The 25,439-nt window shown below is 67.2% G+C and carries 20 protein-coding genes; 16 read left to right on the forward strand and 4 right to left on the reverse strand.

Features of this window, described 5'->3' with window-relative positions; translation table 11 throughout:
* The first annotated feature begins 1 nt into the window (after window position 1).
* From VER16_RS08160 to VER16_RS08235, 16 genes are all read left to right on the forward strand, one after another.
* On the forward strand, window positions 2-784 hold the full coding sequence (locus VER16_RS08160) for a ParA family protein (protein WP_324807038.1): 783 nt from the start codon (window positions 2-4) through the stop codon (window positions 782-784).
* Entirely contained in the window at window positions 781-2,040 is a 1,260-nt protein-coding gene (locus VER16_RS08165) for a chemotaxis protein CheW (protein WP_324807040.1), read from the forward strand. Before VER16_RS08160 ends, VER16_RS08165 begins: the two co-directional genes overlap by 4 nt.
* A gap of 158 nt (window positions 2,041-2,198) precedes the next feature.
* Window positions 2,199-2,507: an STAS domain-containing protein gene (locus VER16_RS08170; protein ID WP_079221799.1), complete on the forward strand. Its 309-nt coding sequence runs from the start codon at window positions 2,199-2,201 to the stop codon at window positions 2,505-2,507.
* A complete protein-coding gene (locus tag VER16_RS08175) occupies window positions 2,504-2,869 on the forward strand; it encodes a response regulator (protein WP_070207889.1) in 366 nt (121 codons plus the stop codon). The genes VER16_RS08170 and VER16_RS08175 overlap by 4 nt, the downstream gene beginning before the upstream one ends.
* 54 nt (window positions 2,870-2,923) lie before the next feature.
* Window positions 2,924-4,918: a chemotaxis protein CheA gene (locus VER16_RS08180; RefSeq protein ID WP_324807042.1), complete on the forward strand. Its 1,995-nt coding sequence runs from the start codon at window positions 2,924-2,926 to the stop codon at window positions 4,916-4,918.
* 385 nt (window positions 4,919-5,303) lie between these two features.
* A complete protein-coding gene (locus VER16_RS08185) occupies window positions 5,304-7,550 on the forward strand; it encodes a methyl-accepting chemotaxis protein (protein WP_324807044.1) in 2,247 nt (748 codons plus the stop codon).
* Window positions 7,551-7,763: 213 nt separating this feature from the next.
* On the forward strand, window positions 7,764-8,240 hold the full coding sequence (locus tag VER16_RS08190; protein ID WP_324807045.1) for a hypothetical protein: 477 nt from the start codon (window positions 7,764-7,766) through the stop codon (window positions 8,238-8,240).
* 3 nt (window positions 8,241-8,243) lie between these two features.
* Complete coding sequence (locus VER16_RS08195) at window positions 8,244-10,487, forward strand: methyl-accepting chemotaxis protein (protein ID WP_324807047.1); 2,244 nt, start codon at window positions 8,244-8,246, stop codon at window positions 10,485-10,487.
* 75 nt (window positions 10,488-10,562) lie between these two features.
* Window positions 10,563-11,336, forward strand: coding sequence for a flagellar brake protein (locus VER16_RS08200; RefSeq protein WP_324807049.1), 774 nt, complete (start codon window positions 10,563-10,565; stop codon window positions 11,334-11,336).
* Window positions 11,337-11,577: 241 nt separating this feature from the next.
* Window positions 11,578-12,069, forward strand: coding sequence for a chemotaxis protein CheW (locus VER16_RS08205; RefSeq protein ID WP_324807052.1), 492 nt, complete (start codon window positions 11,578-11,580; stop codon window positions 12,067-12,069).
* Between the two features lie 137 nt (window positions 12,070-12,206).
* Window positions 12,207-12,590 carry a hypothetical protein gene (locus tag VER16_RS08210; protein WP_324807054.1) on the forward strand — a complete coding sequence of 128 codons (384 nt, stop codon included), beginning with the start codon at window positions 12,207-12,209 and terminating at the stop codon, window positions 12,588-12,590.
* 96 nt (window positions 12,591-12,686) lie between these two features.
* A complete protein-coding gene (locus VER16_RS08215) occupies window positions 12,687-15,053 on the forward strand; it encodes a methyl-accepting chemotaxis protein (RefSeq protein ID WP_324807055.1) in 2,367 nt (788 codons plus the stop codon).
* 814 nt (window positions 15,054-15,867) lie between these two features.
* Window positions 15,868-18,135 carry a methyl-accepting chemotaxis protein gene (locus VER16_RS08220; protein WP_324807057.1) on the forward strand — a complete coding sequence of 756 codons (2,268 nt, stop codon included), beginning with the start codon at window positions 15,868-15,870 and terminating at the stop codon, window positions 18,133-18,135.
* Window positions 18,136-18,168: 33 nt separating this feature from the next.
* Window positions 18,169-19,038 (forward strand): CheR family methyltransferase, encoded by an 870-nt coding sequence (locus tag VER16_RS08225; RefSeq protein WP_324807059.1) that lies wholly within the window; start codon window positions 18,169-18,171, stop codon window positions 19,036-19,038.
* On the forward strand, window positions 19,035-19,631 hold the full coding sequence (cheD, locus tag VER16_RS08230; protein WP_324807061.1) for a chemoreceptor glutamine deamidase CheD: 597 nt from the start codon (window positions 19,035-19,037) through the stop codon (window positions 19,629-19,631). The genes VER16_RS08225 and cheD overlap by 4 nt, the downstream gene beginning before the upstream one ends.
* Window positions 19,628-20,701, forward strand: coding sequence for a chemotaxis response regulator protein-glutamate methylesterase (locus VER16_RS08235; RefSeq protein WP_324807063.1), 1,074 nt, complete (start codon window positions 19,628-19,630; stop codon window positions 20,699-20,701). The genes cheD and VER16_RS08235 overlap by 4 nt, the downstream gene beginning before the upstream one ends.
* Window positions 20,702-20,775: 74 nt before the next feature.
* Here the strand turns inward: VER16_RS08235 and VER16_RS08240 are convergent, their stop codons facing one another.
* The 4 genes from VER16_RS08240 to dctA all read right to left on the reverse strand — a co-directional run bounded on the left by VER16_RS08240 (window position 20,776) and on the right by dctA (window position 25,396).
* A complete protein-coding gene (locus tag VER16_RS08240; protein ID WP_324807065.1) occupies window positions 20,776-21,666 on the reverse strand; it encodes an amidohydrolase family protein in 891 nt (296 codons plus the stop codon).
* A complete protein-coding gene (locus VER16_RS08245) occupies window positions 21,666-22,688 on the reverse strand; it encodes an amidohydrolase family protein (protein WP_324807067.1) in 1,023 nt (340 codons plus the stop codon). The genes VER16_RS08240 and VER16_RS08245 overlap by 1 nt, the downstream gene beginning before the upstream one ends.
* Before the next feature lie 23 nt (window positions 22,689-22,711).
* Window positions 22,712-23,995, reverse strand: a complete 1,284-nt coding sequence (locus VER16_RS08250; RefSeq protein ID WP_324807070.1) for a carbohydrate porin — start codon at window positions 23,993-23,995, stop codon at window positions 22,712-22,714.
* Window positions 23,996-24,082: 87 nt separating this feature from the next.
* Complete coding sequence (gene dctA, locus VER16_RS08255; protein ID WP_324807071.1) at window positions 24,083-25,396, reverse strand: C4-dicarboxylate transporter DctA; 1,314 nt, start codon at window positions 25,394-25,396, stop codon at window positions 24,083-24,085.
* Between the last annotated feature and the right edge of the window lie 43 nt (window positions 25,397-25,439).

The following is a 25,439-nucleotide window of genomic DNA, read 5'->3' on the forward strand; positions in this document are numbered from 1 at the left end:
GATGCGCATCTGGGCAGTCGCCAACCAGAAGGGTGGAGTCGGCAAGACCACCACCACCCTCGCCCTCGGTCGCGGCCTGGCCGCACAGGGCCACCGCGTGCTGTTGATCGACCTGGACCCGCACGCCTCGCTCACCCGCGCCTTCGGCGTGCCGGTGGAGCCGGCGCCGGCGGGCGTGCTGGAACTGTTCGGCACACCGCCTGCCGAACTGTCCGCACTGACCCACCCCAGCAGCACCGGCGGGCTGGACTACGTCTGCGCACAGGCCTCGCTGGCGACGCTGGAACGGCGCAGCGCCAACCAGCCCGGCCTCGGCCTTGCGCTGCAGAATGCACTTGCCCGCCACCACGGCCAGCACGACTACATCCTGCTGGACTGCGCACCCACCCTGGGCCTGCTGATGATCAACGCGCTGGCCGCAGCTGACCGCCTGATCATTCCCACCCAGGCCGAACCGCTGGCCCTGCACGGCCTGGACGGTATGGTCCGCACCGGCGAAATGGTCGAGCGTTCGCGCCGCCGTCCGCTGCCGATCTCGATCCTGCCCACTCTGTTCGACCGCCGCACCCGCGCCGGCAACGAATCGCTGCGCACCATGCAGGACCGGCACGGCAGCCGCGTGTGGGAAGACGCGATCCCAATCGACACCCGCATCAGCAATGCCGCGGGCCTGACCCTGCCGAGCATCGGCGAGGAATACCCGGGCCGTGGCCTGGCCGCATACCGCCGTGCCCTGAACTGGATCCTCGGAGAAGACGCGCGCGCGCTGGAGCAGGCAGCATGACCACCACCGGCGTACTGGACGACTACCTGGACGAGCTGCTGGGCGAAGCGATTGCCGTGCCCGCACCGCCACCGGCCGCCGCTGCGCCGGTCGCGCCCGAGCGCGAGCCCACCCGGGACGACCTGCCCTCCGAAGTCATCCATGAAACCGGCGACGCCACCATGACCGCCGCCGTCGACGACGCTTCGCTTGAGGCCACCTTCGAATCCGCCGCTGCGCCAGCGGCGCCCGAGCGCGAACCGACCTGGGACGACCTGCCCGCCGAAGTCATCTACGAAACCGGCGACACCGCCGCGATCACCGCCGCCGTCGACGACGCTTCGCTTGAGGCCGCCTTCGAATCCGCCGCTGCGCCGGCAGTACCCGAGCGCGAACCCACCTGGGATGATCTACCCGCCGAAGTCATCTACGAAACCGGTGATACCCCCGGTAGCGCCGGGCCACCCCCGGCGAGCGCAGCGGCGCCTGTCCCTGCAGCAGAGCCGGCAGCGCCCAAGCCCACCTGGGACGATCTTCCGGACGAAGTGATCTACGAGACCGACAGTGCTGACAGCCATCGTCTGGCGCACACCGACAGCCCCGCCCTGCAGGCCGCCTTTGAAGCGGCCGCAGTAGGCGAACCGGTGCCCGTCCCGCCAACTCCGGCTCCGGCTGCGATACCCACGCCGCGACCGGCGCCCAGCCCGGCCCCGGCCGCACGCGCAGGCGTCGCACCGCCACCACGTGTCGCGCTGGACGCACCGGCGGGCACCCGCCCCGGCAGCTGGCAGGAACTGCAGGCCCAGGCCCACCAGCCACCGCACGGCACCAGCACACACAACCGCCGCGCAGCCGAACGCACCTCGCGCTGGCTGCGCCTGCGCTGCGGCACCCAGGCCTACGCCCTGGAACTGCTGAAGGTGCAGGAAGTGGTGCTGCCGGTACCACTGCTGCCGTTGCGCGGCACCGCCCCGGCCATGCTCGGCATCATGAACCTGCGCGGCCAGGTCGTGCCGGTGATGGACCTGGGCATCCATCTCGGTGCAGCCACCGGCGAAGATGATGCACAGACCCGCATCGTGGTGCTGGAGGAGAACGGCGAAACCCTCGGCCTGCGCGTATCGGCGGTCGAGGACGTGGCCAACCTCACCGATTCGCAGATCGAACCGCCCGATACGGCACGCATCTGCCAGATCTCCAACGAGCTGTTCCGTGGCGTGGCCCGCATCAGCCAGCGGCCGATGATCCTGCTCGACGCTACCAGGTTGTTGAGTTGAGCCCCATCCAGGCATGCCGTGTCCAGTAGATCCACGCCATGCGTGGATGCCCCTCCGGCCACCGCCCCGGTAGATCCACGCCATGCGTGGATGATTCCCCCTAAAGAACCCCCGCCCGATGCCGTTATGGATCTCGGAACCGTTTGTCCGGAGCAACGATGAGCACTGTCGAACTGGGTGACGATCTCGGCATCGAGAACAGCACCGAGCTCAAGAACCGCCTTTCGCCCCTCGTGGCGGAAGCAGGCGAACTGACCCTGGATGCAAGCCAGGTCGGTCGCATCCACACCGCCAGCGTGCAGGTGCTGTGTGCATTCGTGCAGGCGCGCCGCGAGGCGGGCCTGGGCACCGGCTTCCACGGTTGCACTGCAACCTTCCGTGACGCCGCCCGCCTGTTGGGCGTCACCCAGGCCCTGGGCCTGGACGTACCCCATGACAACCTGAAATCTGTGGAGAACGCTGCATGAGCGCACGTATCTTGGTGGTGGACGATTCGGCGTCGATGCGCCAGATGGTTTCCTTCGCCCTCACCTCGGCCGGCTTTGCCGTTGAAGAAGCCGAAGACGGCGCGGTCGCGCTGGGTCGCGCCAAGGGCCAGCGGTTCAACGCGGTGGTCACCGACGTCAACATGCCGAACATGGATGGCATCAGCCTGATCCGTGAACTGCGCCAGCTGCCGGACTACAAGTTCACCCCGATGCTGATGCTGACCACTGAATCGGCCGCGGACAAGAAGTCCGAAGGCAAGGCCGCCGGTGCCACCGGCTGGCTGGTCAAGCCGTTCAACCCCGAACAGCTGGTCGCCACCGTGCAGAAGGTGCTGGGCTGATCGCCCCGCACTCCTGAACCACCCCTACCCCACCGTTTCCGGATTGCCTCTGCCATGAGCATGGACCTGCAACGCTTCCACGCCACGTTCTTCGAAGAGAGCCGCGAAGGCCTCGACGCGATGGAGGCCGGCCTGCTGGCCCTGGAATCGGGGCAACAGGACGCGGAGATCATCAATTCGGTGTTCCGCGCCGCCCATTCCATCAAGGGCGGTGCCGGCACCTTCGGCTTCGATGCGATTGCCGGCCTGACCCATGTGCTGGAAACGCTGCTGGATGAGCTGCGTGCCGGCAAGCGCGCCCTGGAAGCGGCTGCGGTGGACGCCATGCTGTCCTCGGTGGACGTGCTGCGCGCCCTGCTGCGCGAAGCCGAGCACGGCCAGGCCGCCGACCCGGCCGCCGTCACCGCAGTGAAGGCGCGCCTGGAGGCCGTGCTGTCCGGCCAGGCCGCCGCCAGCGCTCCGGCGGTTGCCGAAGCCAAGGTGGACGACACGCCCGAAGCCTGGCAGATCGGCTTCACCCCCGCGCCGTCGCTGTTCATGAGCGGCAACGACCCGCTGCGCATCATCCGCGAACTGGAACACCTGGGTTCGCTGCAGGTGGCCGCGCGCATGGAGCGCCTGCCCGGTTTCGCCCAGCTCGACCCGCTGGAAGCGCACCTCGCGTGGGACCTGGGCCTGGTCGGCAAGGTGCCGCGCAGCAAGATCGAAGACACCTTTGCCTGGGTACTGGACGACTGCGAGCTGGACATCCGTCCGGCCGCGCCGCCGAGCCTGGCCACCCAGGCCCCTTCTGCACCCGTTGCCGCCCCTTCCACCCCCGCTGCACCGGTGGCTGCTGCGCCCGCAGCAGCCGCCAGCAGTGGCAACAACCAGGAAGCCGAAACCTCGATCCGCGTCAGCGTGGACAAGGTGGACGCGCTGATCAACCTGGTCGGCGAACTGGTCATCACCCAGGCCATGCTCAAGCAGGTCTCGCACGCGCTGGACCCGGTGCATGCCGAGAGCCTGTTCGCCGGCCTGGACCAGCTCGAACGCAACACCCGTGACCTGCAGGAAGCGGTGATCGGCGTGCGCATGCTGCCGGTCGATGCGGTGTTCCGCCGCTTCCCGCGCCTGGTCCGCGACCTGTCCACCCGCCTGGGCAAGCAGGTGCGCCTGCGCACCGTCGGCGAGGGTACCGAACTGGACAAGGGCCTGATCGAAAAGATCGCTGATCCGCTGGTTCACCTTGTGCGCAACTCGATCGACCACGGCCTGGAAATGCCGGACGTGCGTCGCGACACTGGCAAGGACGAGACCGGCACGATCACCCTGGCCGCTTCGCACCAGGGCGGTCACATCGTCATCGAAGTCAGTGACGACGGTCGCGGCCTGAACCGCGAGAAGATCCTGGCCAAGGCGCACGAACGCGGCCTGGCCGTACCGGACAACCCGACCGATTCGCAGGTCTGGGACCTGATCTTCCAGCCGGGCTTCTCCACCGCCGATGCGGTGACCGATCTGTCCGGCCGAGGCGTGGGCATGGACGTGGTCCGCCGCAACATCCAGGCGCTGGGTGGCGAAGTGCAGATCGAAAGCAGCCTGGGCAGCGGTACGCGCACGCTGATCCGCCTGCCGCTTACCCTGGCCATCCTCGACGGCATGACCGTGGCGGTGGCCGGTGAAACCCTGATCCTGCCGCTGGCCTACGTGCTGGAAGCCCTGCAGCCGCAGCCCGAGGACATCCGCAGCATGGCCGGCGAAGGCCGCGTGCTGCGCGTGCGCGGCGAATACCTGCCGATCCTGTCGCTGAGCGAGTACTACGGCTACGGCACCCGCAGCGCCAACAGCGAATCGCTGGTGGTGGTGGTCGAGGGCGATGGCCAGAAGATCGCCCTGGAAGTAGACGAACTGGTCGGCCAGCAGCAGGTGGTGGTGAAGAACATCGAGAACAACTACCGCCGCATCGGCGGGGTGTCCGGTGCCACCATCCTCGGCGACGGCCGCGTTGCGCTGATCGTCGACATCGGTGGCCTGGTGCGTTCGCTGCGCGTGCCGCAGGCCGCCTGATCCAACCCGCCACGCTGTCACCCGGACCGCCGCCCGCAGGGGCGGCGGTTTTCGTTTGTGTCCGCGCCGCGGGAGTCACTTCCGGGGTCAGATCCCTTTGCGCAGCAAAGGGATCTGACCCCACTCCCAGCGCACTGTGACCTCCGTCGCCGGAGCAGTTTCCGCTGCAACTACCGCAACCCACGAAAGCTCCTGCCCCACAAGGCTTTCGCAGGCTTTCGCGTACCCGAAACAAATGTGACATCCATCCATAAAGTCCGCGCGGACCACGCCGCTATCTGGCTTTGACGGCAGTCACCGCCCCCCACCGGCACCACCGTTTCCCTCTGCACTCCCCGGGCCCGTACACACGCGCCGGCCCTCTGCCCACCTGGAGCACCCCTGCATGAAGTGGTTCCACGATCTGCCCATCGCCCGCAAGCTGGCCGTGGGGTTCACCCTGACAACCCTGATGACCCTGGTCCTGGGCCTGTTCGCCCTGGTCCGCCTCAGTGAGGCCAACACCCAACTGGGCAGCATGGCCAGCAACGATATTCCCTCGGTGCAGCACCTGGGCGAGGTGCGTTCGCAGCTCGGCGAGTTCCGCACCTACGAAATGGCCCTGCTGACCATGCTTGACCAGCCGGACAAGGTGGCCGACTACAACAAACGCATGGATGACACCGCCGCCATCGTGCGCAAGGAGCTGGAGGGCTACGCCGCCCTGCCGGCCGGCGACAAGGAACGCGCCCTGTATGCACCGGTCAAGGCGGGTGTGGATGCCTATTTCGCCGCCAACGCGAAGCTGCGCGAGGCAGCCAACGGTGGCGACGGCGCACTCGCCCAGCAGATCTCAGATGAGCAGTCGCGCCCTGCGCGCCGCAAGGCCTTTGAAGATCTGAAGGCGCTCGGTGCCTTCATCGCGACCCAGATGCAGGGCAAGATCGACGACGCCAACGCCACCCACCGCAACAGCGTCATCGCCATCATCAGCACCATCGTGCTGCTGTCGCTGGTGGCGGCTGCGCTGGCCGTGGTCATTTCGCGCGCCGTCACCGTCCCGCTCGGCAAGGCCCTGACCGCCATCCAGGCGGTGTCGCGTGGCGATCTGAGCGTCACCGCCCAGGCCACCAGCAAGGATGAAGCCGGACGCATGCTGACCGCCACCAGCGACATGACCACCATGCTGCGCCGCTTCTCCGAACAGACCCAGCTGATGGCGCAGATGCATGCCGGCCCGGACATCAGCCACCGCATCCCCGAGGATTTCCCGGGCGTCTACGGCCAGCTGGCCGGCGGCATCAACACTGTCATCTTCGAGCACCTCGATTCGATCCGTGCAGCCATCGACGTGCTCAACCAGTACGCCGCCGGCAACCTGACCCAGGACGCACAGCGCCTGCCGGGCACCCGCGCGTTCCTGCACGAGGCGATGGACGCGGCCAAGGCCAGCCTGCTGGCCATCAACACGCAGATCCAGCAGCTGGCCGACGCGGCCGCCGCCGGCGATTTCAGCCAGCGCGGCGATGCCGGACGCTTCGATCATGACTTCAAGGTGATGATCGAACAGCTGAACTCGATGATGCAGGTGGCCGACGGCAACCTGGGCCAGCTCTCGCAGCTGCTGCAGGCCATCGCCGAGGGCGACCTGACCGCCCGCATGGACGGCCAGTTCAATGGCGTGTTCGCGCGCATGCGTGACGATGCCAACACCACCGTCGCCCAGCTGACCCAGATCGTCGGGCAGATCCAGGCCAGCGCGGGCAGCATCACCCTGGCCGCGGGCGAAATCGCGTCGGGCAACAGCGATCTGTCGCGGCGTACCGAGCAGCAGGCGGCCAACCTGGAAGAAACCGCCGCCTCGATGGAGGAACTGACCTCGACCGTGAAGCAGAACGCCGAGCACGCCCGCCAGGCCAACCAGCTGGCCATCGGCGCGCACGGTGTCGCCTCGCAGGGCGGTGAAGTGGTCGGCCAGGTGGTCACCACCATGTCGGCCATCGAAGCGTCGTCGAAGAAGATTGCCGAGATCATCTCGGTCATCGACGGCATCGCGTTCCAGACCAACATCCTGGCGTTGAACGCCGCCGTGGAAGCCGCCCGAGCCGGTGAGCAGGGTCGCGGTTTCGCCGTGGTCGCCAGCGAAGTACGCACGCTGGCGCAGCGCTCGGCTGCAGCGGCCAAGGAGATCAAGGGCCTGATCGACGATTCGGTCAGCAAGGTGGCCGAAGGCTCCAGCCTGGTGCACCAGGCGGGCAGCACGATGGGCGAAATCGTCGCCTCGGTGCAGCGCGTGACCGACATCATGGCCGAGATCTCGGCGGCCTCGCAGGAACAGAGCGCCGGCATCGAACAGGTCAACCAGACCGTGGTGCAGATGGACGAAACCACCCAGCAGAACGCCGCACTGGTGGAAGAAGCCACCGCTGCGGCGCGTGCCATGGAAGACCAGGCCGCACAGCTGGGTGAGGCGGTGGCCCGCTTCCGCCTGGCGACGCCGGGCCTGTCTGCGCCCGCACCGCGGATGGCCGCCGTCGTCCCGGCCGCACGCAAGGCAGCACCGACCGCCGCGACGGTGCCGGCGCGGGCACCTGCACGCAAGCCCGTCGCCCAGCCCGCACTGGCTGGCGACGGCGAGTGGCAGGAGTTCTGAGCAACGGCGGGTCCGGGTAAACCGGACCCGCCCCCTGGGTTCATCCACGCATGGCGTGGATCTACTGAAAACCGGCCCCAACCCAGTAGATCCACGCCACGCGTGGATGCATGTGCCCCACCAGTAGATCCACGCCATGCGTGGATGCACGTGATCGCCCCCTTCAGCTTCCCCCCATCGCGCCGTTATCGGAGAACGCCCCCAGCAGGCCCGATGATGCCCGCCAGCGCCGAACCCCTACGGGCACCCGCACCGCGCTGGCCAGCATTGGCCGGCCTCCTCCTGCTTTCCGCCTGGCTTGGCTGGACGATACCCGTACTCTGGCTGCAGACGGCCCGCGTCACTGCGACTACAGCGCACGACTGGGGCGCTGCGCAGCTGTTGGCGCAGATTCCTCCTGAAATGCTCGCCGCCAGCCGCCATCACCCCGTGCTGCTGCGCCAGACCGGCCACTGCCCGTGTACCGACGGCACCGTACCACCGGCGGGGATCAGCATTCGCGACAGCGCCCTCGCCCTGCCCTTCGACTGGCTGGTCCTGCACGACCAGCGACTGGTCTACGCCGGTCCCGCCCTGCTCGGCCCCGGCTGCAGCCGCAGCGCCCTGGCTGCCTCCGCCCTGGTCAGCCAGCTGCTGCGCGGGCCGCAGGCGCCACTCATCCTCTCCACCCCATGCCCCTGCAAGGAGTAGCGCATGCACGGATCCTCCCCTCCTCCCTCGCCCCTGGCCGGTCACGAAACCCTGCCGTTCCTGCGCGCCATGTCGGCCAGCGCGGACCGTCTGTTCCTGGCCGTCACCGTGGGCCTGGCCCTGGCCTCGCTGGGCTTGGCCGTGCACAGCGGGCAGTGGACTCCATGGCTGGCGGTCTCGCTGCCCACCCTGCTGGTGGTCGCGCTGCAGGTCCATGGCCTGCCCGGCACCCGCATCAGCCGCTGTACCGTTGCCCTGGCCTGGATGGTGCTGTCGGCCACGTTGATCCACCAGACGCACGGCCAGCTGGAAACCCACTTCACCGTCATCGTGCTGATCGCCCTGCTGCTCTACTACCGCGACTGGCTGCCGATCGTGGTTGCGGCCGCCGCCATCGCCGTGCATCACGTGCTGTTCTACGCACTGCAGGTGCGCGGCCTGCCCTATCCGGTGTTCGCCAGCGGCAGTGGGCTGGGCGTACTGGCACTGCATGCCCTGTATGTCGTGGTCGAGGCCGGCCTGCTGTCGGTGATGGCGGTGCAGATGCGTCGGCAGCTGCTCCTGCTCGGCCATGACCCACAGCAGCTGGCCCAGCTCGCGCGCGGGCTGGCCGAAGACCAGCCGCTGCCTGACAGCCTGCAATCGGCACGGTTCCCGCGCGATTCGCTGGCCGCAGCACTGGTACTGACCGGCAACCAGCTGCTGCAGCGGCGCGCCCGCGAACACGCGGCCGACGGCGAGTCACTGCGCATCCGCACGGCGCTGGACGATGTCACTACCCACGTCATGATTGCCGACCGCGAGCGCAACATCGTCTTCGTCAACCGGCCCCTGCAACGCATGCTGGCCGCCGCTGAAGCCGACCTGCGCCGCGACCTGCCGCAGTTCGATGCCACCGACCTGCTCGGCCGCAGCATCGACATCTTCCACCGCAACCCGGCCCACCAGGCCGCGCTGCTCGACGGCCTGGCCAGCACCTACCGCGCCCAGATCCGCGTGGGCGGCCGCCGCATGCGCCTGATCGTCAACCCGATCATCGACGCTGCCGGGCAGCGTCACGGCTTTGTCGTGGAATGGGCCGACCGCACCGTCGAACTGCAGGTGGAGGAAGAGCTTGGCCAGATCGTCGAAGCGGCATCGCTGGGCGATTTCAGCGGCCGCGTCGACACCGCCGGCAAGGAAGGCTTCTTCCTGCAGCTCGCCGAACGCCTCAACAGCCTGCTCGATGCCAACGCATCCAGCATCGAGCAGATCTCGCACCTGCTCGCGGCCTTGTCACGCGGCGACCTCACCGTGCACATGGAGGGGGAATTCCACGGGCTCTACGCACGCATCCGTGACGATGCCGACGCCACCGTGGCCCAGCTCACCGCCATCGTCGACAGCATCCAGTCTGCGTCAGGCACGCTCACCCGCAGCGCAGGCGATCTCTCGCGCGGCAATGGCCACCTGGCGGACCGCACCGAACAGCAGGCTGCCAACCTGGAGGAAACGGCAGCGACGATGGAGGAACTGACCGCCACCGTGCGACAGAACGCCGAGCATGCGCGCCAGGCCAACCAACTGGCCAGCGGCGCGGCCGCCGTAGCCGGCCAGGGCGGCGCCGTGGTGGGCCAGGTCGTCAGCACCATGTCAGCCATCCAGGCGTCCTCGCAGAGGATCGCAGAGATCATCGCCGTCATCGACGGCATCGCCTTCCAGACCAACATCCTCGCCCTGAATGCAGCCGTGGAAGCCGCCCGTGCCGGCGAACAGGGCCGCGGCTTTGCCGTGGTCGCCAGTGAGGTTCGCACACTGGCGCAACGCTCGGCGGCCGCCGCCAAGGAGATCAGGGGCCTGATCGATGATTCGGTCGGCAAGGTCGCCGAAGGCTCCAGCCTGGTGCACCAGGCCGGCAGCACCATGGGGCAGATCGTGCAGGCGGTGCAGCAGGTCAACCAGATCATGGGCGAGATTTCCGCCGCATCGCAGGAACAGAGCGCCGGCATCGAGCAGGTCAACCAGAGCATCGCGCAGATGGATGCCACGACCCGCCAGAACGCCGCCCTGGTAGAGGCGTCCACCCTTGCTACGCACGGCATGGCCGAACAGGCCGGCCTGCTGGCCGAGGCGGTCGCACGCTTCCACCTGAGCGAACGCGGTTTCGACCCCGGTAGCGTCGAGCCTGCTCGACTGACGCACTTGCCGTCGAGCAGGCTCGACGCTGCGAACCCCCTCATGGAAAGTGATGCACTTCACACTTCATAATCGGCGGTCACGGCCGATACCCTTTTCAAGCCACGCGCCACCGGGTGCCGGCCCCCGCCCCTGAACCAAGATTCCATGTCCGACGGCCACGACAACGATCTGCACGATGACCACGCGGCCGACCCCGCCGACGACCGCTTCCTGGTGCGCAACCCCCGCCAGCTGCGGCAGCTGCTGCGCTCGCTCATCGACCAGCGCTCGCTGATCAACGCCCATATCGACGGTCGCGACCGCTCCTTCCCCACCGCCCTGCTCGAGCTGGACGACGACGACGACTTCCTGCTGCTCGATGGCAGCCCGCAGGAAGCGTCCAACCGCGCCGCCGAACAGGCCGACCACCTGCTGTGCTTCGCCCAGCTGGAACGGGTACTGGTGCGCTTCCGCCTGCACGACCTGGAGCGGGTGGACAACGATGGCCACGTCGCCTTCCGCGCCCCGCTGCCCGAAGAGCTGGTGCATCTGCAGCGCCGCGAGCTGTACCGCCTGGAAACGCCCATCACTGATTCACCGCAGTTGGCTCTGCCCGCCGGCGAAGCGGGTGCGGAGGCGCTGTCCATGCGCGTAGTCGACATCAGCGGGGGTGGGCTGGCGGTCACCGTCCCCAGCGACTGCGCGGTCTTCAGCCTGCAGAAGCGCTACAACGCCACCCTGTCGATGCCCGACGGCCCGGACCTGCAGATCAGCCTGGTGGTGTGCAACATGCTGCCCCAGCGACAACCCAACGGTATCGAGGTCAAGCGCATCGGCATGCGCTTTGACGACCTGCCGCGCGGTGGCGACAGCGCCATCCAGCGCTATATCTTCCGCATCGACCGCCAGCGCAAGGCGCGCCAGAACGGCGAGATGTAGCGCCGCAGGGGTGCGGCAGCGCCGGGCCATGCCCGGCGGATCGCCCCATGCACCGCCGGGCATGGCCCGGCACTACCCATCCGGGGCCGATCCGGTACCCCAGTAGACCCACGCCATGCGTGGATGACCGTGCCCCAGTAGATCCACGCCATGCGTGGATGACCCACCCCACCTAAAGTCCCCCCGCGCGGGGCCGATATCGAGCCTGACACCGGCACATCCGGCAGACCAGGACCCCTCGATGAACGACAAGACCAGCTCCGCCGCCAGCGCCGGTGGCGAATTCCTCAGCTTCACCCTCGGTGCCGAACACTACGGCGTGGACATCCTGAAGGTGCAGGAAATCCGCGGCTACGACGCCGTCACCCGCGTCCCCGACGCGCCGGATTACATCAAGGGCGTCATCAACCTGCGTGGCACCATTGTCCCGGTCATCGATCTGCGCCTGAAGCTGCGCCTGGAAAACGCGCGCTACGACGCCTTCACCGTGATGATCGTGCTGAACGTGGAAGACCGCGTGGTCGGCATCGTCGTGGACAGCGTCTCGGACGTGATCCCGCTGTCGGCCGAACAGATCCGCCCGACCCCGGAATTCGGCGCTGCCGTCGATACCCGCTTCATCTCCGGCATCGGTACCCACGACGACCGCATGCTGATCCTGCTGGACATCGAAACCCTGCTGGACAGCGCCGACATGGGCCAGGCCAGCGTGGTCGAAGACGCCGCCGCCTGAGCGAACGGACTTTGCTCACGTTTCCGTAACCGAGCCCTTCAGTTCCCTGCGGCGCTGCCGATAGGGGGACAGGAACCCGGTCGCGCAGGAGCGCGCCGCACCGGATCGACCTTCCCAATCCCCGGAGAATCACCCTGATGAAGTCCCTGCTTGCGTTCGTTTCGGTCGCCGTCCTGGCCACCACCGCCTCCTCTGCCTTCGCCCAGTCGGCCGACATGATCCCGCCGGAACTGGCCCCGCGTTCGGTCGGCAAGGACGGCATGGTCTGCGGCAAGGTCGAAAAGGCCCGCTACGCAGAAGGTTCCGAAGGCCAGCCGACCTTCCTGTACATGGGCGGCGCCTTCCCGCGCCACACCTTCTCGGCCCGCATCGCCGGTGAAAACCGCGGCAAGTTCAACTTCCCGCTGGAAACCCTGGAAGGCAAGACCGTGTGCGTGATCGGCAAGATCCAGCGCGATGCCTCGCGCGCCGAAATCGAAGTCAGCTCGCCGGCAAGCCTGAAGCTGGCCAACATCAAGTAAACCGCTGTCCATCACCACGCCGGCCACGCGCCGGCGTGGTCTGCTGCAACCGGGCAAGACGCCCGGGCGCGTCTGCCTTAGGAGATCGCAACGCCCATGCCGTGGATCAACAACCTCAAACTGATGCCGAAACTGATGGTGACCTTCGGCGTCATCCTGCTGGTGATGCTGCTGCAGGGCATCGTCGCCTACCGTGGCCTGCATTCGCTGAACAACGTCACCACCGAACTGGCGGGCTCGCGGATGGAAAGCATCCGCATGGCCGGCGAGATGCGCGGCATGGTCGGCGAGTACCGCAATGCCGCCTACCAGCAGCTGATCCGCGCCAGCGATGACGTCAAGACCGACGCGCGCAATCGCGCGAAGGACGTCCGCGCACGCATGGACAAGGCGGTCGTCGACTATCCCAAGTTGATCGACAACGCCCAGCAGAAGAAGCTCTTCGATGCCTTCGCAGCAGACTGGAAGGCCGCGCTGGCTTCCTATGACAGCGTCACCGAGATGCTGGAGCTGGACCTGCCCGACGATGCCATCGATACCTTCGTCGGCGAGACCCGCAGCAAGCACAACAAGGCCACGGCCGCACTTGAATCGCTGATTGCCGAAGACAACCGCCTGGCCCGCGCATCGCGCGACGAGGCATCCTCGACCTACGCCGCCTCGGCCACGCTGATGGTGATCGCCCTGCTGGGCGGTGCCGCACTGGGCCTGGTGCTGGTGTGGCTGTTCGCCCGTGCCCTGGTCGGCAGCGTGCGTGGCGCCGTCTCGGTCGCCAACGACGTCGCCAGCGGCAAGCTGGACGGCCATATCGACGTCAGCCGCCAGGATGAAGTGGGCGAACTGATGCAGGCCATGCAGCGCATGCAGCGCGACCTGCGCGAACGCATCGAAACCGATGCCGCCATCGCCCGCGAGAACCTGCGCATCCGCACCGCGCTGGATTACAGCTCGACCGGCGTGTACCTGACCGACCCCAACAACACCATCGTCTACAGCAACCGCGCGCTGCAGCAGACCCTGGCCCAGTACCAGGACGATGTGCGCCGCGACCTGCCGGACTTCGACGCGCAGGCGTCGCTGGTCGGCAAGCCGGTCACCGTGCTGGAACACCGCGGCGAGATGGATGCCAGCCTGGTGGCCAACCTCAAGGCCCATGGCGTGGCCCGCCGCCCGATGCAGTACGGCGATGCACAGTTCGCCCAGGTGGCGTCGACCATCCGCAACGAGGCCGGTGACACCGTCGGCTACGTGGTGGAATGGCGCGACCGTACCCAGGAAGCCCAGGTCGAAGCCGAAGTGGCACGCGTCATCGCCCAGGCCGCTGCGGGCGACCTGTCCGGCCGCATCGATGCCAGCGGCAAGGAAGGCTTCTTCCTGCAGCTGGCCCAGCAGATCAACGGCCTGCTGGACGCCAACGCCGGCAGCATCGAGCAGATCTCCGGCCTGCTGGCCGCGCTGTCGCAGGGCGACCTGACCGTGCGCATGCACGGCGACTACCAGGGCGTGTTCGCCCGCATGCGTGACGATGCCAACGCCACCGCTGCGCAGCTGAGCGAAATCGTCACCCGCATCAAGCAGTCCAGCCGTGCGATCAGCTCGGCTGCGGGCGAGATCGCCTCGGGCAACAGCGACCTGTCGCGCCGTACCGAGCAGCAGGCCGCGAATCTGGAAGAAACGGCCGCTTCGATGGAGGAACTGACCTCCACCGTCCGCCAGAACGCCGAGCACGCCCGCCAGGCGAACCAGCTGGCCATCGGCGCGCATGGTGTTGCCTCGCAGGGCGGCGACGTGGTCGGCCAGGTGGTCACCACCATGTCGGCCATCGAAGCCTCGTCGAAGAAGATTGCCGAGATCATCTCGGTCATCGACGGCATCGCGTTCCAGACCAACATCCTGGCGCTGAACGCCGCCGTGGAAGCCGCCCGTGCCGGTGAGCAGGGTCGCGGTTTCGCCGTGGTCGCCAGCGAAGTACGCACCCTGGCCCAGCGCTCGGCTGCCGCGGCCAAGGAGATCAAGGGCCTGATCGATGATTCGGTCGGCAAGGTCAACGACGGCTCGGCCCTGGTGCACAAGGCCGGCGCGACCATGGGCGAGATCGTCGCCTCGGTGCAGCGCGTGACCGACATCATGGCCGAGATCTCGGCGGCCTCGCAGGAACAGAGCGCCGGCATCGAACAGGTCAACCAGACCGTGGTGCAGATGGACGAGACCACCCAGCAGAATGCTGCGCTGGTGGAAGAGGCCACTGCTGCCGCCCGTGCGATGGAAGAACAGGCCGGCCACCTCAGCGAGGCCGTGTCGATCTTCGTGGTGGACGAAGCCGAGACCGTGGTTGCCCCGCGCGCCCCGGCCCCGCGCGTGGCCGCCCCGGCACCGGCACCGGCGGCTCCCGCAGCCCGCCGCAGCACCGGTGGCCGCTCGCTGGCCGCAGAGCTGGCAGACGGAGACTGGCAGGAGTTCTGATTCCTGCTGCCGCAAGCTTCGAAGACGCCCTGGCTCCGTGCCGGGGCGTTTTCGTTTCCGGGGCTTCCGGGTCAGCAGCCAACGGCGAAGCCCCTCGGGGTGGATGCGCTCTTTGTGCTGGAATTTTGTGGGTTGGCCGGGCGGGTGGGATGCGCAGGGGACGCCGTTAACCCGTCCATGGGGGCTTGTCCGCGGCATCCATGCCGCGGACACCCCTGCGCAACCCACCCGCCCGGCCACGGACAGTTTCCCGCGCGTCCACCCCCGATTGAAGAAAGAAGAGCAAGAGCAACAGCTGCACCTCTCCCGGGGACAGAGCCGTTTTCCGCAGGAAAACGGCTCTGTCCCTAATTCCGTCCCCCGACAACAACCGCTTCTGCCGTCCGCCGCCGCGATGCATGAAGAGGCGGGTCGGGGTGGGCAGGCGGGACCGCAGGCGCCATGGGCCCGAGGCATGCCTCGGGCGGGTTGGGCAGGACGCCCAACCCCGGTCTTGCCGTGTGCGCAGGACAGCGCACACGAGCAAGGCGCCTACGAGCCCCCATGGATGGGTTAACGGCGTGTCCCGCCTGCCCACCCCGGCCCGCCTCCCTCGATGTAACGAAACGCCGACAGACCGCTGTTGCTGTTGCTGTTGCTGTTGCTTCAAAAGCCTGCCGCAGGCAGCGCCGCAGCCGCCGCTGCAAGGAACCCTGAATACGCAAAGCGCATCACCCTCAAATCTCCCCGCCCCCGGCCGATAACCGTTCTGTCACGGCCTGTCGCGCCCTGACCGGTACTGGCGCCGCCCGCCCGTCTCGACCTGGTCCGCTTCATGAACCTCCTGCATCGCTGGCAACACTACTTCAGCAATCTCTCCGTCCGGCGCAAGCTCAACCTGCTGACGCTGCTCATCGCGATCGGCGTGATCGCGCTGTCGGTGATCGCCGCCCGCATGCAGTACCTGGACCTCACCCAGACCCGCAAGGACGGCCTGAAGACCCAGGTCGAACTGACCTACGGCGTCCTGGACCACTACAAGCGCCTGGCCGACAGCGGTGAACTCAGCGAAGACGTTGCCAAGGCTTCTGCCCTGCAGGCGCTGAACGTGATGCGCGCCAACCACGATGCCGACTACTACAACGTGCTGGACACCCAGTACCGCGTGCTGATGCACCCGTTCGCACCCAAGCGCGTGGGTACCGTGCAGAAGGACTACACCTCCGACGACGGCGTGCCGATCTACTACCTGCAGGTCGGCATGGCCCGCCTCGGCGGCGGCTTCACCTATTACAGGACCGGCAAGCCCGGCAGCGAGGGTCTCATCGACAAGGTCACCTACGCCGGCATGTACGCGCCCTGGCAGTGGGTGGTCACCACCGGCGTCTACATGGACGACGTGCAGCATGAAGCCTGGGCCTTCACTGGCGTGATGACCCTGGCCGGCGGCGTGCTGGTGCTGATCGTGCTGGCCCTGAGCTGGATCATCGGCAACCGCATCGCCCGCCCGCTGAAGCAGGCCACCGCCATTGCCGAGGGCATCGCCAGGGGCAGACTGGACAGCCACATCGGCCCGCAGCCGCACGATGAAACCGGCCGCCTCCTGCACGCCATGTCCGGCATGCAGCAGCAGCTGCATGCGGTCATCAGCGCCCAGCGCGAAATGGCCCGCCGCCATGATGCCGGCGAACTCAGCCACCGCATCGACGCCAGCGCCTTCCCCGGCGAGTACGGCCTGATGGTGCAGGAAACCAATGCCCTGGTCGGCAGCCACGTGCAGACCCTGCACGACGTGCTGGACGTGGTGCAGCAGTACGCTGTTGGTGACCTGAGCCGCGACGTCGCCCGCTACCCGGGCGAGAAGGCCGCCATGACCACCACCGTGGACACGGTCAAGGCCAACCTCGGCCACATCAATACCGAGATCAAGCAGCTGGCCGCTGCCGCCGCCGCCGGCGATTTCAGCCGCCGTGGCGATGCCCAGCGCTTCCATCACGACTTCCGCCTGATGCTGGACAACCTCAACGCCATGATGGCGGTCAGCGATGACAACCTCGGCAAGCTCTCGCAGCTGCTGTCGGCCATCGCCGAAGGTGACCTGACCACGCGCATGCACGGCGATTACCAGGGCGTGTTCGCCCGCATGCGTGACGATGCCAACAGCACCGTCAGCCAGCTGACCCAGATCGTCGGTCAGATCCAGGCCAGCACGTCCAGCATCACGCTGGCTGCAGGCGAGATCGCATCGGGCAACAGCGATCTGTCGCGCCGTACCGAGCAGCAGGCCGCCAACCTGGAAGAAACCGCCGCCTCGATGGAGGAGCTGACCTCCACCGTGCGCCAGAACGCCGAGCATGCCCGCCAGGCCAACCAGCTGGCCATCGGTGCGCAGGGCGTGGCGGCGCAGGGCGGCAGCGTGGTCAACCAGGTGGTCACCACCATGTCGGCCATCGAAGCCTCGTCGAAGAAGATTGCCGAGATCCTCTCGGTCATCGACGGCATCGCCTTCCAGACCAACATCCTGGCCCTGAACGCTGCGGTGGAAGCCGCTCGCGCCGGTGAGCAGGGTCGCGGTTTCGCCGTGGTCGCCAGCGAAGTACGTACCCTCGCCCAGCGCTCGGCCGCAGCGGCCAAGGAGATCAAGGGCCTGATCGACGATTCGGTCGGCAAGGTCGCCGAGGGCTCGATCCTGGTGCACCAGGCTGGCACCACCATGGGCGAGATCGTCGCGTCGGTGCAGCGCGTGACCGACATCATGTCGGAAATCTCGGCGGCATCGCAGGAGCAGAGCGCCGGCATCGAGCAGGTCAACCAGACCGTGGTGCAGATGGACGAAACCACCCAGCAGAATGCTGCACTGGTGGAAGAAGCCACCGCCGCCGCACGTGCGATGGAAAACCAGGCCGCGCAGCTGGCCGATGCCGTGGCCATCTTCCGGCTGGACAACCAGGTGGCCGCTGCGGTCAAGGCCGTGGCCGCGCGTGTCGAGCCTGTGCCGCCTGCCAGTGCAGCGCGCCGTCCGCAGTCGCCGGCACCTGCCCGCCGTCCCAGCACCAGCACCAGCTTCGTCGCCCCCAGCGACGGCGACTGGCAGGAATTCTGATCCCGGCGGCGGCTCCGGCCGCCGTCCCCGCCGATGGACCTGTCCCCCGTGCAAAGTCCCACTCCCATCGTCACCGCCCCCCGCGAATTCGAGTTCGCCGACCGTGATTTCCGCCGCGTCTGCGATCTGATCTACCAGCGCGTGGGCATTGCGCTCGCGCCCGCAAAGCGCGACATGGTGTACGGCCGCCTGTCGCGCCGCCTGCGTACGCTGGGCATGCGCAGTTTCCAGCAGTACCTGGACCATCTGGAACAGGAGGGCGGCGATGAATGGCAGGCTTTCACCAATGCCCTGACCACCAACCTGACCTCCTTCTTCCGCGAACCGCACCACTTCGACAAGCTGCGCGAGGAACTGCAGCAGCGCTCCGGCCGCAGCCCGCTGCTGCTGTGGTCGTGTGCCGCGTCCACCGGTGAAGAGCCCTACTCCATGGCCATCACCGCCTGCGAGGCCTTCGGTACGCTGAAGCCGCCCGTGCGCATCGTCGCCACCGACGTGGACACCCAGGTGCTGGCCACCGCCAGCCGCGGCGTCTACAACATCGACCGCGTCAGCAACCTGGACCCGGACCTGCGACGCCGCTACTTCCAGCGTGGCAGCGGCCCCAACGAGGGCCAGTGCCGCGTGCTGCCCGCGCTGCGCGAGCTGATCGACTTCCGCCCGCTGAACCTGCTGGCCCCGCGCTACGACGTCGGCGGCCCGTTCGATGCACTGTTCTGCCGCAACGTGATGATCTATTTCGACAAGCCCACCCAGCGCGCCATCCTCGGCCGCCTGGTGCACCACCTCAATGAAGATGGCCTGCTGTACACCGGCCATTCGGAGAACTACCTGCACGCCGCCGACCTGATCCAGCCCTGCGGCCGCACCCTGTACCGCCGGGCGCAGGGGGCCGGCGCATGAATGCCTCGCTGCGCACCGACGAGGTGATGCGCTACCAGGATGCGCGCTTCAAGACCGTCGCCGCCAAGCTGCTGCCGACCCAGTACCTGGTAGTCGATGACACCACCGCGCTGACCACCACGCTGGGCTCCTGCGTGGCCGCCTGCCTGCGCGACCCGGTGCTGAAGATCGGCGGCATGAACCATTTCCTGCTGCCCGAAGGCAATGCCGGCGATGGAGCACCGGCGCGTTACGGCAGCTACGCCATGGAACTGCTGATCAACGACATGCTCAAGCGCGGCGCGCATCGCAAGCGCATCGAAGCCAAGGTGTTCGGCGGCGCCAACGTGCTCAAGGGCTTCACCAGCAATCCGGTGGGCACGCGCAACGCCGAGTTCGTGCGCCAGTACCTGCAGGCCGAGCATATCCCCATCATTGCCGAAGACCTGTGCGGCATCCACCCGCGCAAGATCTGGTTCTTCGCCGACAGTGGGCGCGTGGTGGTGCAGCGCCTGCCGCATGCGCACGAAGCCGAAGTGGCTGCCACCGAATCGGCCGTGCGGGCCCGCCTGTCCAAGGCCCCGGTCACCGGCGGCGTGGAGTTGTTCGAATGAACGTCCCCGGCAACGCCCCCTGCCGGGTGCTGATCGTCGACGACTCTGCCGTCGTGCGGCAGATGCTCACCGAGATCCTGTCCAGCGATCCGGGCATCGACGTGGTCGGCACCGCCGCCGACCCGTTGCTGGCGCGGGAGAAGATCAAGCGCCTCGCCCCGGACGTGATCACGCTGGACGTGGAAATGCCGCGCATGGACGGCCTGGCGTTCCTGGAAAACCTGATGCGCCTGCACCCACTGCCGGTGGTGATGATTTCCTCACTGACTGAGCGCGGCGCGGATACCACGCTGCAGGCACTGGCGTTGGGCGCGGTCGACTTCGTCTCCAAGCCCAAGCTGGACGTCGCCCGCGGGCTGCAGGGCTACGCCGAGGAAATCATCGCCAAGGTGAAGATGGCCGCGCGCTCGCGCGTGCGGCCGTTGATGCGTACCACGGCACCCAAGCTCATCCTCGATACCAGCCCGTCGCTTCGCCCCGCTGCGCCACAGTTCCGCACCACCGATCGGCTCATTGCCATCGGCTCGTCAGCCGGCGGCACCGAGGCACTGCGCGTGGTGCTGGAAGGCCTGCCGGCCGACGCCCCGGCGGTGGTGATGACCCAGCACCTGCCCGCCAGCTTCAGCACGGCCTTCGCCGAACGCCTGGACCGCCACTCGGCGATGGCGGTGCGCGAAGCCAGTGATGGCGAAGCCGTGCTGCCGGGGCACGCCTACCTGCCGCCGGGCGGCAAGCACCTGCGCATCATCCGCGACGGTGCGCGCTGGCGCTGCCGTGTTGATGACGGCCCGGCGGTGAACCGGCACAAGCCGGCGGTGGATGTGCTGTTCCGTTCGGTGGCGCAGGCTGCGGGTGGCAATGCCATCGGCGCCATCCTTACCGGCATGGGCGACGACGGCGCACGCGGCCTGCTGGAAATGCGCCAGGCCGGCGCGCCGACCCTGGTGCAGGACGAGGCCACCAGCGTGGTCTGGGGCATGCCAGGTTCGGCGTTCAAGCTGGGCGCGGCAGAGGAACAAGTGCCGCTGGAGCGGATCGCCGAACGATTGCTGGCGCTGGCACGCGGTTGATCGCGAGGGTTCGCGCATCCAGTAGATCCACGCCATGCGTGGATGCCTCTGCGGAGCCGAGCATGGGCTCGGCTCTACACGCCCCAATACAACCGCATCGGGTTGTCCACCAGCAGCTTCTGCTGCAACCCAGGCGTCGGCGCGATATGCGGAATCACATCCACCAGATGCCCGTCATCGGGCATGTGATCCTTCATGTTCGGGTGCGGCCAATCGGTGCCCCACAGCACACGATCCGGGAACCGCTCCACCAGGTGCCGGGCGAACGGCACCACGTCGGCATACCCGGGCGGCCCCACCCGCGACAGGCGCTCGGGGCAGCTGACCTTGCTCCACACGTTGCCGTGCTCGGCCATCAACTGCACGAAGCGCTGGAACTCCGGCCCCTCCACCGGCTGGCTGACATCCGGCCGGCCCATGTGGTCCACCACCACGGTGGTCGGCAGCGAGGTGAAGAATTTCCAGCGCTCAGCCAGATCGGCCGCTTCAAAGTAGACCACCACGTGCCAGCCCAGCGGCGCGATACGGTCGATGATCGCGTGGTAGTAGGCATCCGGCTTGGGGTCGACCAGGCGGCGCACGAAGTTGAAGCGCACGCCGCGCACACCGGCCGCATGCAGCTGCTGCAGCTCCTCGTCGCTCACCGTGTCACGCACGGTAGCCACGCCACGGGCCAGGTCGCCGCTGGCCTGCAGCGCATCGACCAGGGCGCGGTTGTCGGCACCGTGGCAGGTCGCCTGCACGATCACGTTGCGGCTGAACCCGAGAAAGTCACGCAGCGCGAACAGCTCTGCCTTGCCCGCGTCGCAGGGCGTGTACTTGCGCTCGGGCGCGTACGGGAACACCTCGCCCGGACCGAACACATGGCAGTGCGCGTCCACTGCGCCCGGCGGCGGCACGAACCGCGGGCGGCTCGGCTCGGCACAGTAGTCCAGCCAGTCGGCATCCTTCTGGAACGCGGCCATTACAGCCCCCTCGCCTTCAGCTGGGCATCCAGCCGCGGGTAGACGCGGCGTGCGTTGCCTTCGAACACCTTGCAGCGGTCAGCCTCGGACAGCGGCAACGCATCGACGTAGCGGCGGGTGTCATCGAAGAAGTGGCCGGTCTGCGGATCGATGCCACGCACCGCACCCACCATTTCCGAACCGAACAGGATGTTGTCGATGTCGATCACCTCGAACAGCAGGTCGATGCCGGGCTGATGGTACACGCAGGTATCGAAGTAGACGTTCTTCATCACATGCTCGGCCAGCGGCGGCTTGCCCAGCATGTCCGCCAGGCCCCGGAAGCGCCCCCAATGGTACGGCACCGCGCCGCCGCCATGCGGGATGATGAAACGCAGCTCCGGGAAATCACGGAACAGATCGCCCTGCAGGAACTGCATGAAGGCGGTGGTATCAGCATTCAGGTAGTGGGCGCCGGTGGCGTGGAAGTTCGTATTGCAGCTGCCCGACACGTGCACCATGGCCGGCACATCCAGTTCGACCATCTTCTCGAAGAACGGGTACCAGGACCGATCGGTCAGCGGCAGGCCGTCCCAATGACCACCGGAGGGGTCAGGGTTGAGGTTGCAGCCGACGAAGCCCAGTTCGTTCACGCAGCGCTCCAGCTCGGCCACCGAATGCGAAATCGGCACACCCGGCGACTGCGGCAACTGGCAGACCCCGATGAACTGATCCGGGTACAGCTGCACCACGCGCGCGATCAGGTCGTTGCAGTGGCGCGTCCATTCGGCGCTGACCTGCTCATCGCCGATGTGGTGCGCCATGGTGCTGGCACGCGGCGAGAAGATGGTCATGTCCGCACCGCGCTCGCGCAGCAGGCGCAGCTGGTTGGCTTCCACGCTGTCGCGCAGCTCATCGTCGCTGATTACGGGATAGACCGCCGCCGGCAGCGAGCGGTCGTTGAAGTGGGCCACCTGCGCCTTGCGGAAGGCATCGTGGCCCGCAGGGGCCGTGGTGTAGTGGCCGTGGCAATCGATGATCATGGGGGATCTCCTGGGGCGATGGATCACCAGCCGAACAGCTGGGCGAAGTGCACATCCACGCGCAGGCCGACAATCAGCGCATCGGGGATGTTGGTGGTACGCGTGGGCGCGTAGATCGGGTCGGGGTTGATGACGTACTGCAGGTTCGGCATCAGGCGGATCCCCTTCTTCACCGCCCAGCCGTAGCTCAACTCAGCGATGATTTCATCGGCATGGGGTGCGCCCGTTCCGCCGTAGCGGCTGCGACGGTCACGCAGGAAGTCGATCTGCTGATCGCTGAAATGCGTGTTGGAGACGAACAGGGCCAGGGTGTCCTGGTCGCGGCCCGCAAAGGTGCCGGTCTTGACGAAGCCGGCCGACACGAAGTGATCGACCGGCGCCTCGTTGCCGGTATTGACGTACACACGCCCGAACACGGCCAGGTTGCGTTTGCCCTGGCCACGCCAGACCGTCTGGTCGCCCATGGCATACCAGCCCATGCGCGCGCCGTCCTGTGCAGCCGTCGGCTTGCCGCTCAGCGCGGCCGAGTTGCCGTTGGCATCGAAGTACGGGCTCCTGCCACCGTCGCTGTTGCGATACATGCCCACACGGTACGTCCGCGGCAGCCGGTCGTTGGCGAAACTGGTCTGGTAACCCACTTCGTAGGCACTGATGGTGCCGGTGCCCTCGCCCACAGAGAAGTCCAGACCATTCTTGCCGGCCTTGTTCAGGTCGTTGTTGTAGTCGAACACACCGGCCTGTGCGTACCAGCGATCATCGACGTCATAGCGGACGATGCCGGCCCAGGACGAATTCGGATAAGCGGTGATGCCCAGATCGGTGATCGCACCGTAAGGCGTCAGGCACATCGCATTGCTCATGAACACGCAGTTGAGCGGCGAGTTGTTGAAATAGCTGTTCACCGGCGCGCGGCCGGCAGTGATGCTCAGGCCGTTGTCGAAACGGTGACGGATCGTCAGCCGGGTCAGGCGGCCGCCGGCCACGGGCCGCCAGGTCTGCTGCGCGCTGATCGAATTGCCGATCTTCTCGCGCGCCAGGTTGCGCCCGGCAAACCAGGCCCACTGTGCGTCCACATCGGTGCCGTGCACGCCGAACAGCTTGTCCAGGTCGAACTTCGACTGGGCCATCACCCAGTACGAGCCTTCGGTGCCCTGTTCGACACCGCCGACCGGGTTGTGGGCCACGTTGCCGACCAGGTCCAGGGTCAGGTCGATGCCCTCGGGCACGCTGTGTTCAGCGGCGAAAGCGGGCGCTGCCAGAACGCTGGCAAGCAGCAGGTACAGCGGGGTACGCAGGAACTGCGACATGTTCTCTCCCTTCCCGGCGCCGCCGGCGCCAGGGTGATGCATTCAATGGAGGCCACGCGCGGCGGCCGTCAGGATTCAGGCCACCGCTCAGGCAGGCTGCGCGCCGAGCAGACGCTGGCGGGTGCGGCGGGTACCGATCTGCGCCGCCATCGTCTTCTCGTCCAGCTTGCCTTCCCACTTGGCAATCACCAGCACGGCAATCGCATTGCCGATCAGGTTCACGAACGTCAGCCCTTCGGCCAGGATGCGGTGGATGCCCAGAATCAAGGCAATGCTGGCCACCGGAATGGTGCCGGTGGTGCCGAGGGTCGCCGCCAGTACCACGAACGCCGCACCGGCCACGCCCGCAGCACCTTTGGAGGTCAGCAGCAGCACGGCGATCAGGCCGAGCTGGTGCCACACGGTCAGCTCGGTATTGGTGGCCTGGGCCAGGAAAATCGCGACCGTGGTCAGATACAGGCAGGTGCCATCAAGGTTGAACGAGTAGCCGGCGGGAATCACGAAACCGACCACGCCTTCCTCGCAGCCCAGCTTCTTCATTTTCTCGATCAGGCGCGGCAGCACGGTTTCGGTGGAGGTGGTCGCCGCCACGATGATGATCTCATCGCGCAGATAGCCCAGCAGGCGCCACAGGCTGGCACCGGTCCACCAGCACACGGTGCCCAGCACCAGCACGGTGAACAGGCCGCAGACCACGAAGAATTCGATGATCAGCTCGCCCAGCGACAGCAGCGAGGCCGCACCGAACTGGCCCACGGTGAAGGCGATCGCACCGAATGCACCGATGGGTGCCACGTACATGATGTAGCCGATGATCTTGAACAGCGCGCCGGAGGCACTCTCGATCACATCCATCACTGGCTTGCCGCGCTCGCCGATGGCAGCCAGCGCCACGCCGAACAGCACGGCCACGAACAGCACCTGCAGCACATGGGCCTCGGTGAAGGCGCTGACCAGGGTATTGGGGATGATGGCCATGATGTAGGCCACGATCGACTGGTCATGCGCCGTGTGTACATAGCCCTGGATGCTGGCCATGTCGATGGTCGCCGCATCGATGTTCATGCCCGCACCGGGCTGCCACAGATCCACCGCCACCAGGCCGACGACCAGGGCGAGGATGGTGATCACCTCGAAGTAGATCAGCGACTTCAGCGCCAGGCGGCCCACGCTGCGCATGTCACGCATGCCGGCAATGCCGTGCACCACGGTGACGAAGATGACCGGTCCGATCATCATCCGGATCAGCTTGATGAAGCCATCACCGAGCGGCTTCATCGCCGAGCCCAGGTCCGGCTGCAGCCAGCCCAGCAGAACGCCGATCACGGTGCCGGCCAACACCTGGAACCACAACTGGCCAAAGATTCCAAAGCGGCCCGGCCGCTTCCCTACCACGGTCATAACAACCCTCCCAGGTCGCAGAGAATAGAAAGGCGGTGCCTGT

The sequence above is a fragment of the Stenotrophomonas sp. genome (assembly GCF_035634915.1).
Taxonomy (GTDB): domain Bacteria; phylum Pseudomonadota; class Gammaproteobacteria; order Xanthomonadales; family Xanthomonadaceae; genus Stenotrophomonas.

Excerpts from the sequence above, each read along its gene's own strand:
- VER16_RS08160 (WP_324807038.1), top strand. The coding sequence starts at position 2 with ATGCGCATCTGGGCAGTCGCCAACCAGAAGGGTGGAGTCGGCAAGACC.
- VER16_RS08165 (WP_324807040.1), top strand. The coding sequence starts at position 781 with ATGACCACCACCGGCGTACTGGACGACTACCTGGACGAGCTGCTGGGC.
- VER16_RS08170 (WP_079221799.1), top strand. The coding sequence starts at position 2,199 with ATGAGCACTGTCGAACTGGGTGACGATCTCGGCATCGAGAACAGCACC.
- VER16_RS08175 (WP_070207889.1), top strand. The coding sequence starts at position 2,504 with ATGAGCGCACGTATCTTGGTGGTGGACGATTCGGCGTCGATGCGCCAG.
- VER16_RS08180 (WP_324807042.1), top strand. The coding sequence starts at position 2,924 with ATGAGCATGGACCTGCAACGCTTCCACGCCACGTTCTTCGAAGAGAGC.
- VER16_RS08185 (WP_324807044.1), top strand. The coding sequence starts at position 5,304 with ATGAAGTGGTTCCACGATCTGCCCATCGCCCGCAAGCTGGCCGTGGGG.
- VER16_RS08190 (WP_324807045.1), top strand. The coding sequence starts at position 7,764 with ATGATGCCCGCCAGCGCCGAACCCCTACGGGCACCCGCACCGCGCTGG.
- VER16_RS08195 (WP_324807047.1), top strand. The coding sequence starts at position 8,244 with ATGCACGGATCCTCCCCTCCTCCCTCGCCCCTGGCCGGTCACGAAACC.
- VER16_RS08200 (WP_324807049.1), top strand. The coding sequence starts at position 10,563 with ATGTCCGACGGCCACGACAACGATCTGCACGATGACCACGCGGCCGAC.
- VER16_RS08205 (WP_324807052.1), top strand. The coding sequence starts at position 11,578 with ATGAACGACAAGACCAGCTCCGCCGCCAGCGCCGGTGGCGAATTCCTC.
- VER16_RS08210 (WP_324807054.1), top strand. The coding sequence starts at position 12,207 with ATGAAGTCCCTGCTTGCGTTCGTTTCGGTCGCCGTCCTGGCCACCACC.
- VER16_RS08215 (WP_324807055.1), top strand. The coding sequence starts at position 12,687 with ATGCCGTGGATCAACAACCTCAAACTGATGCCGAAACTGATGGTGACC.
- VER16_RS08220 (WP_324807057.1), top strand. The coding sequence starts at position 15,868 with ATGAACCTCCTGCATCGCTGGCAACACTACTTCAGCAATCTCTCCGTC.
- VER16_RS08225 (WP_324807059.1), top strand. The coding sequence starts at position 18,169 with ATGGACCTGTCCCCCGTGCAAAGTCCCACTCCCATCGTCACCGCCCCC.
- cheD (WP_324807061.1), top strand. The coding sequence starts at position 19,035 with ATGAATGCCTCGCTGCGCACCGACGAGGTGATGCGCTACCAGGATGCG.
- VER16_RS08235 (WP_324807063.1), top strand. The coding sequence starts at position 19,628 with ATGAACGTCCCCGGCAACGCCCCCTGCCGGGTGCTGATCGTCGACGAC.
- VER16_RS08240 (WP_324807065.1), bottom strand. The coding sequence starts at position 21,666 with ATGGCCGCGTTCCAGAAGGATGCCGACTGGCTGGACTACTGTGCCGAG.
- VER16_RS08245 (WP_324807067.1), bottom strand. The coding sequence starts at position 22,688 with ATGATCATCGATTGCCACGGCCACTACACCACGGCCCCTGCGGGCCAC.
- VER16_RS08250 (WP_324807070.1), bottom strand. The coding sequence starts at position 23,995 with ATGTCGCAGTTCCTGCGTACCCCGCTGTACCTGCTGCTTGCCAGCGTT.
- dctA (WP_324807071.1), bottom strand. The coding sequence starts at position 25,396 with ATGACCGTGGTAGGGAAGCGGCCGGGCCGCTTTGGAATCTTTGGCCAG.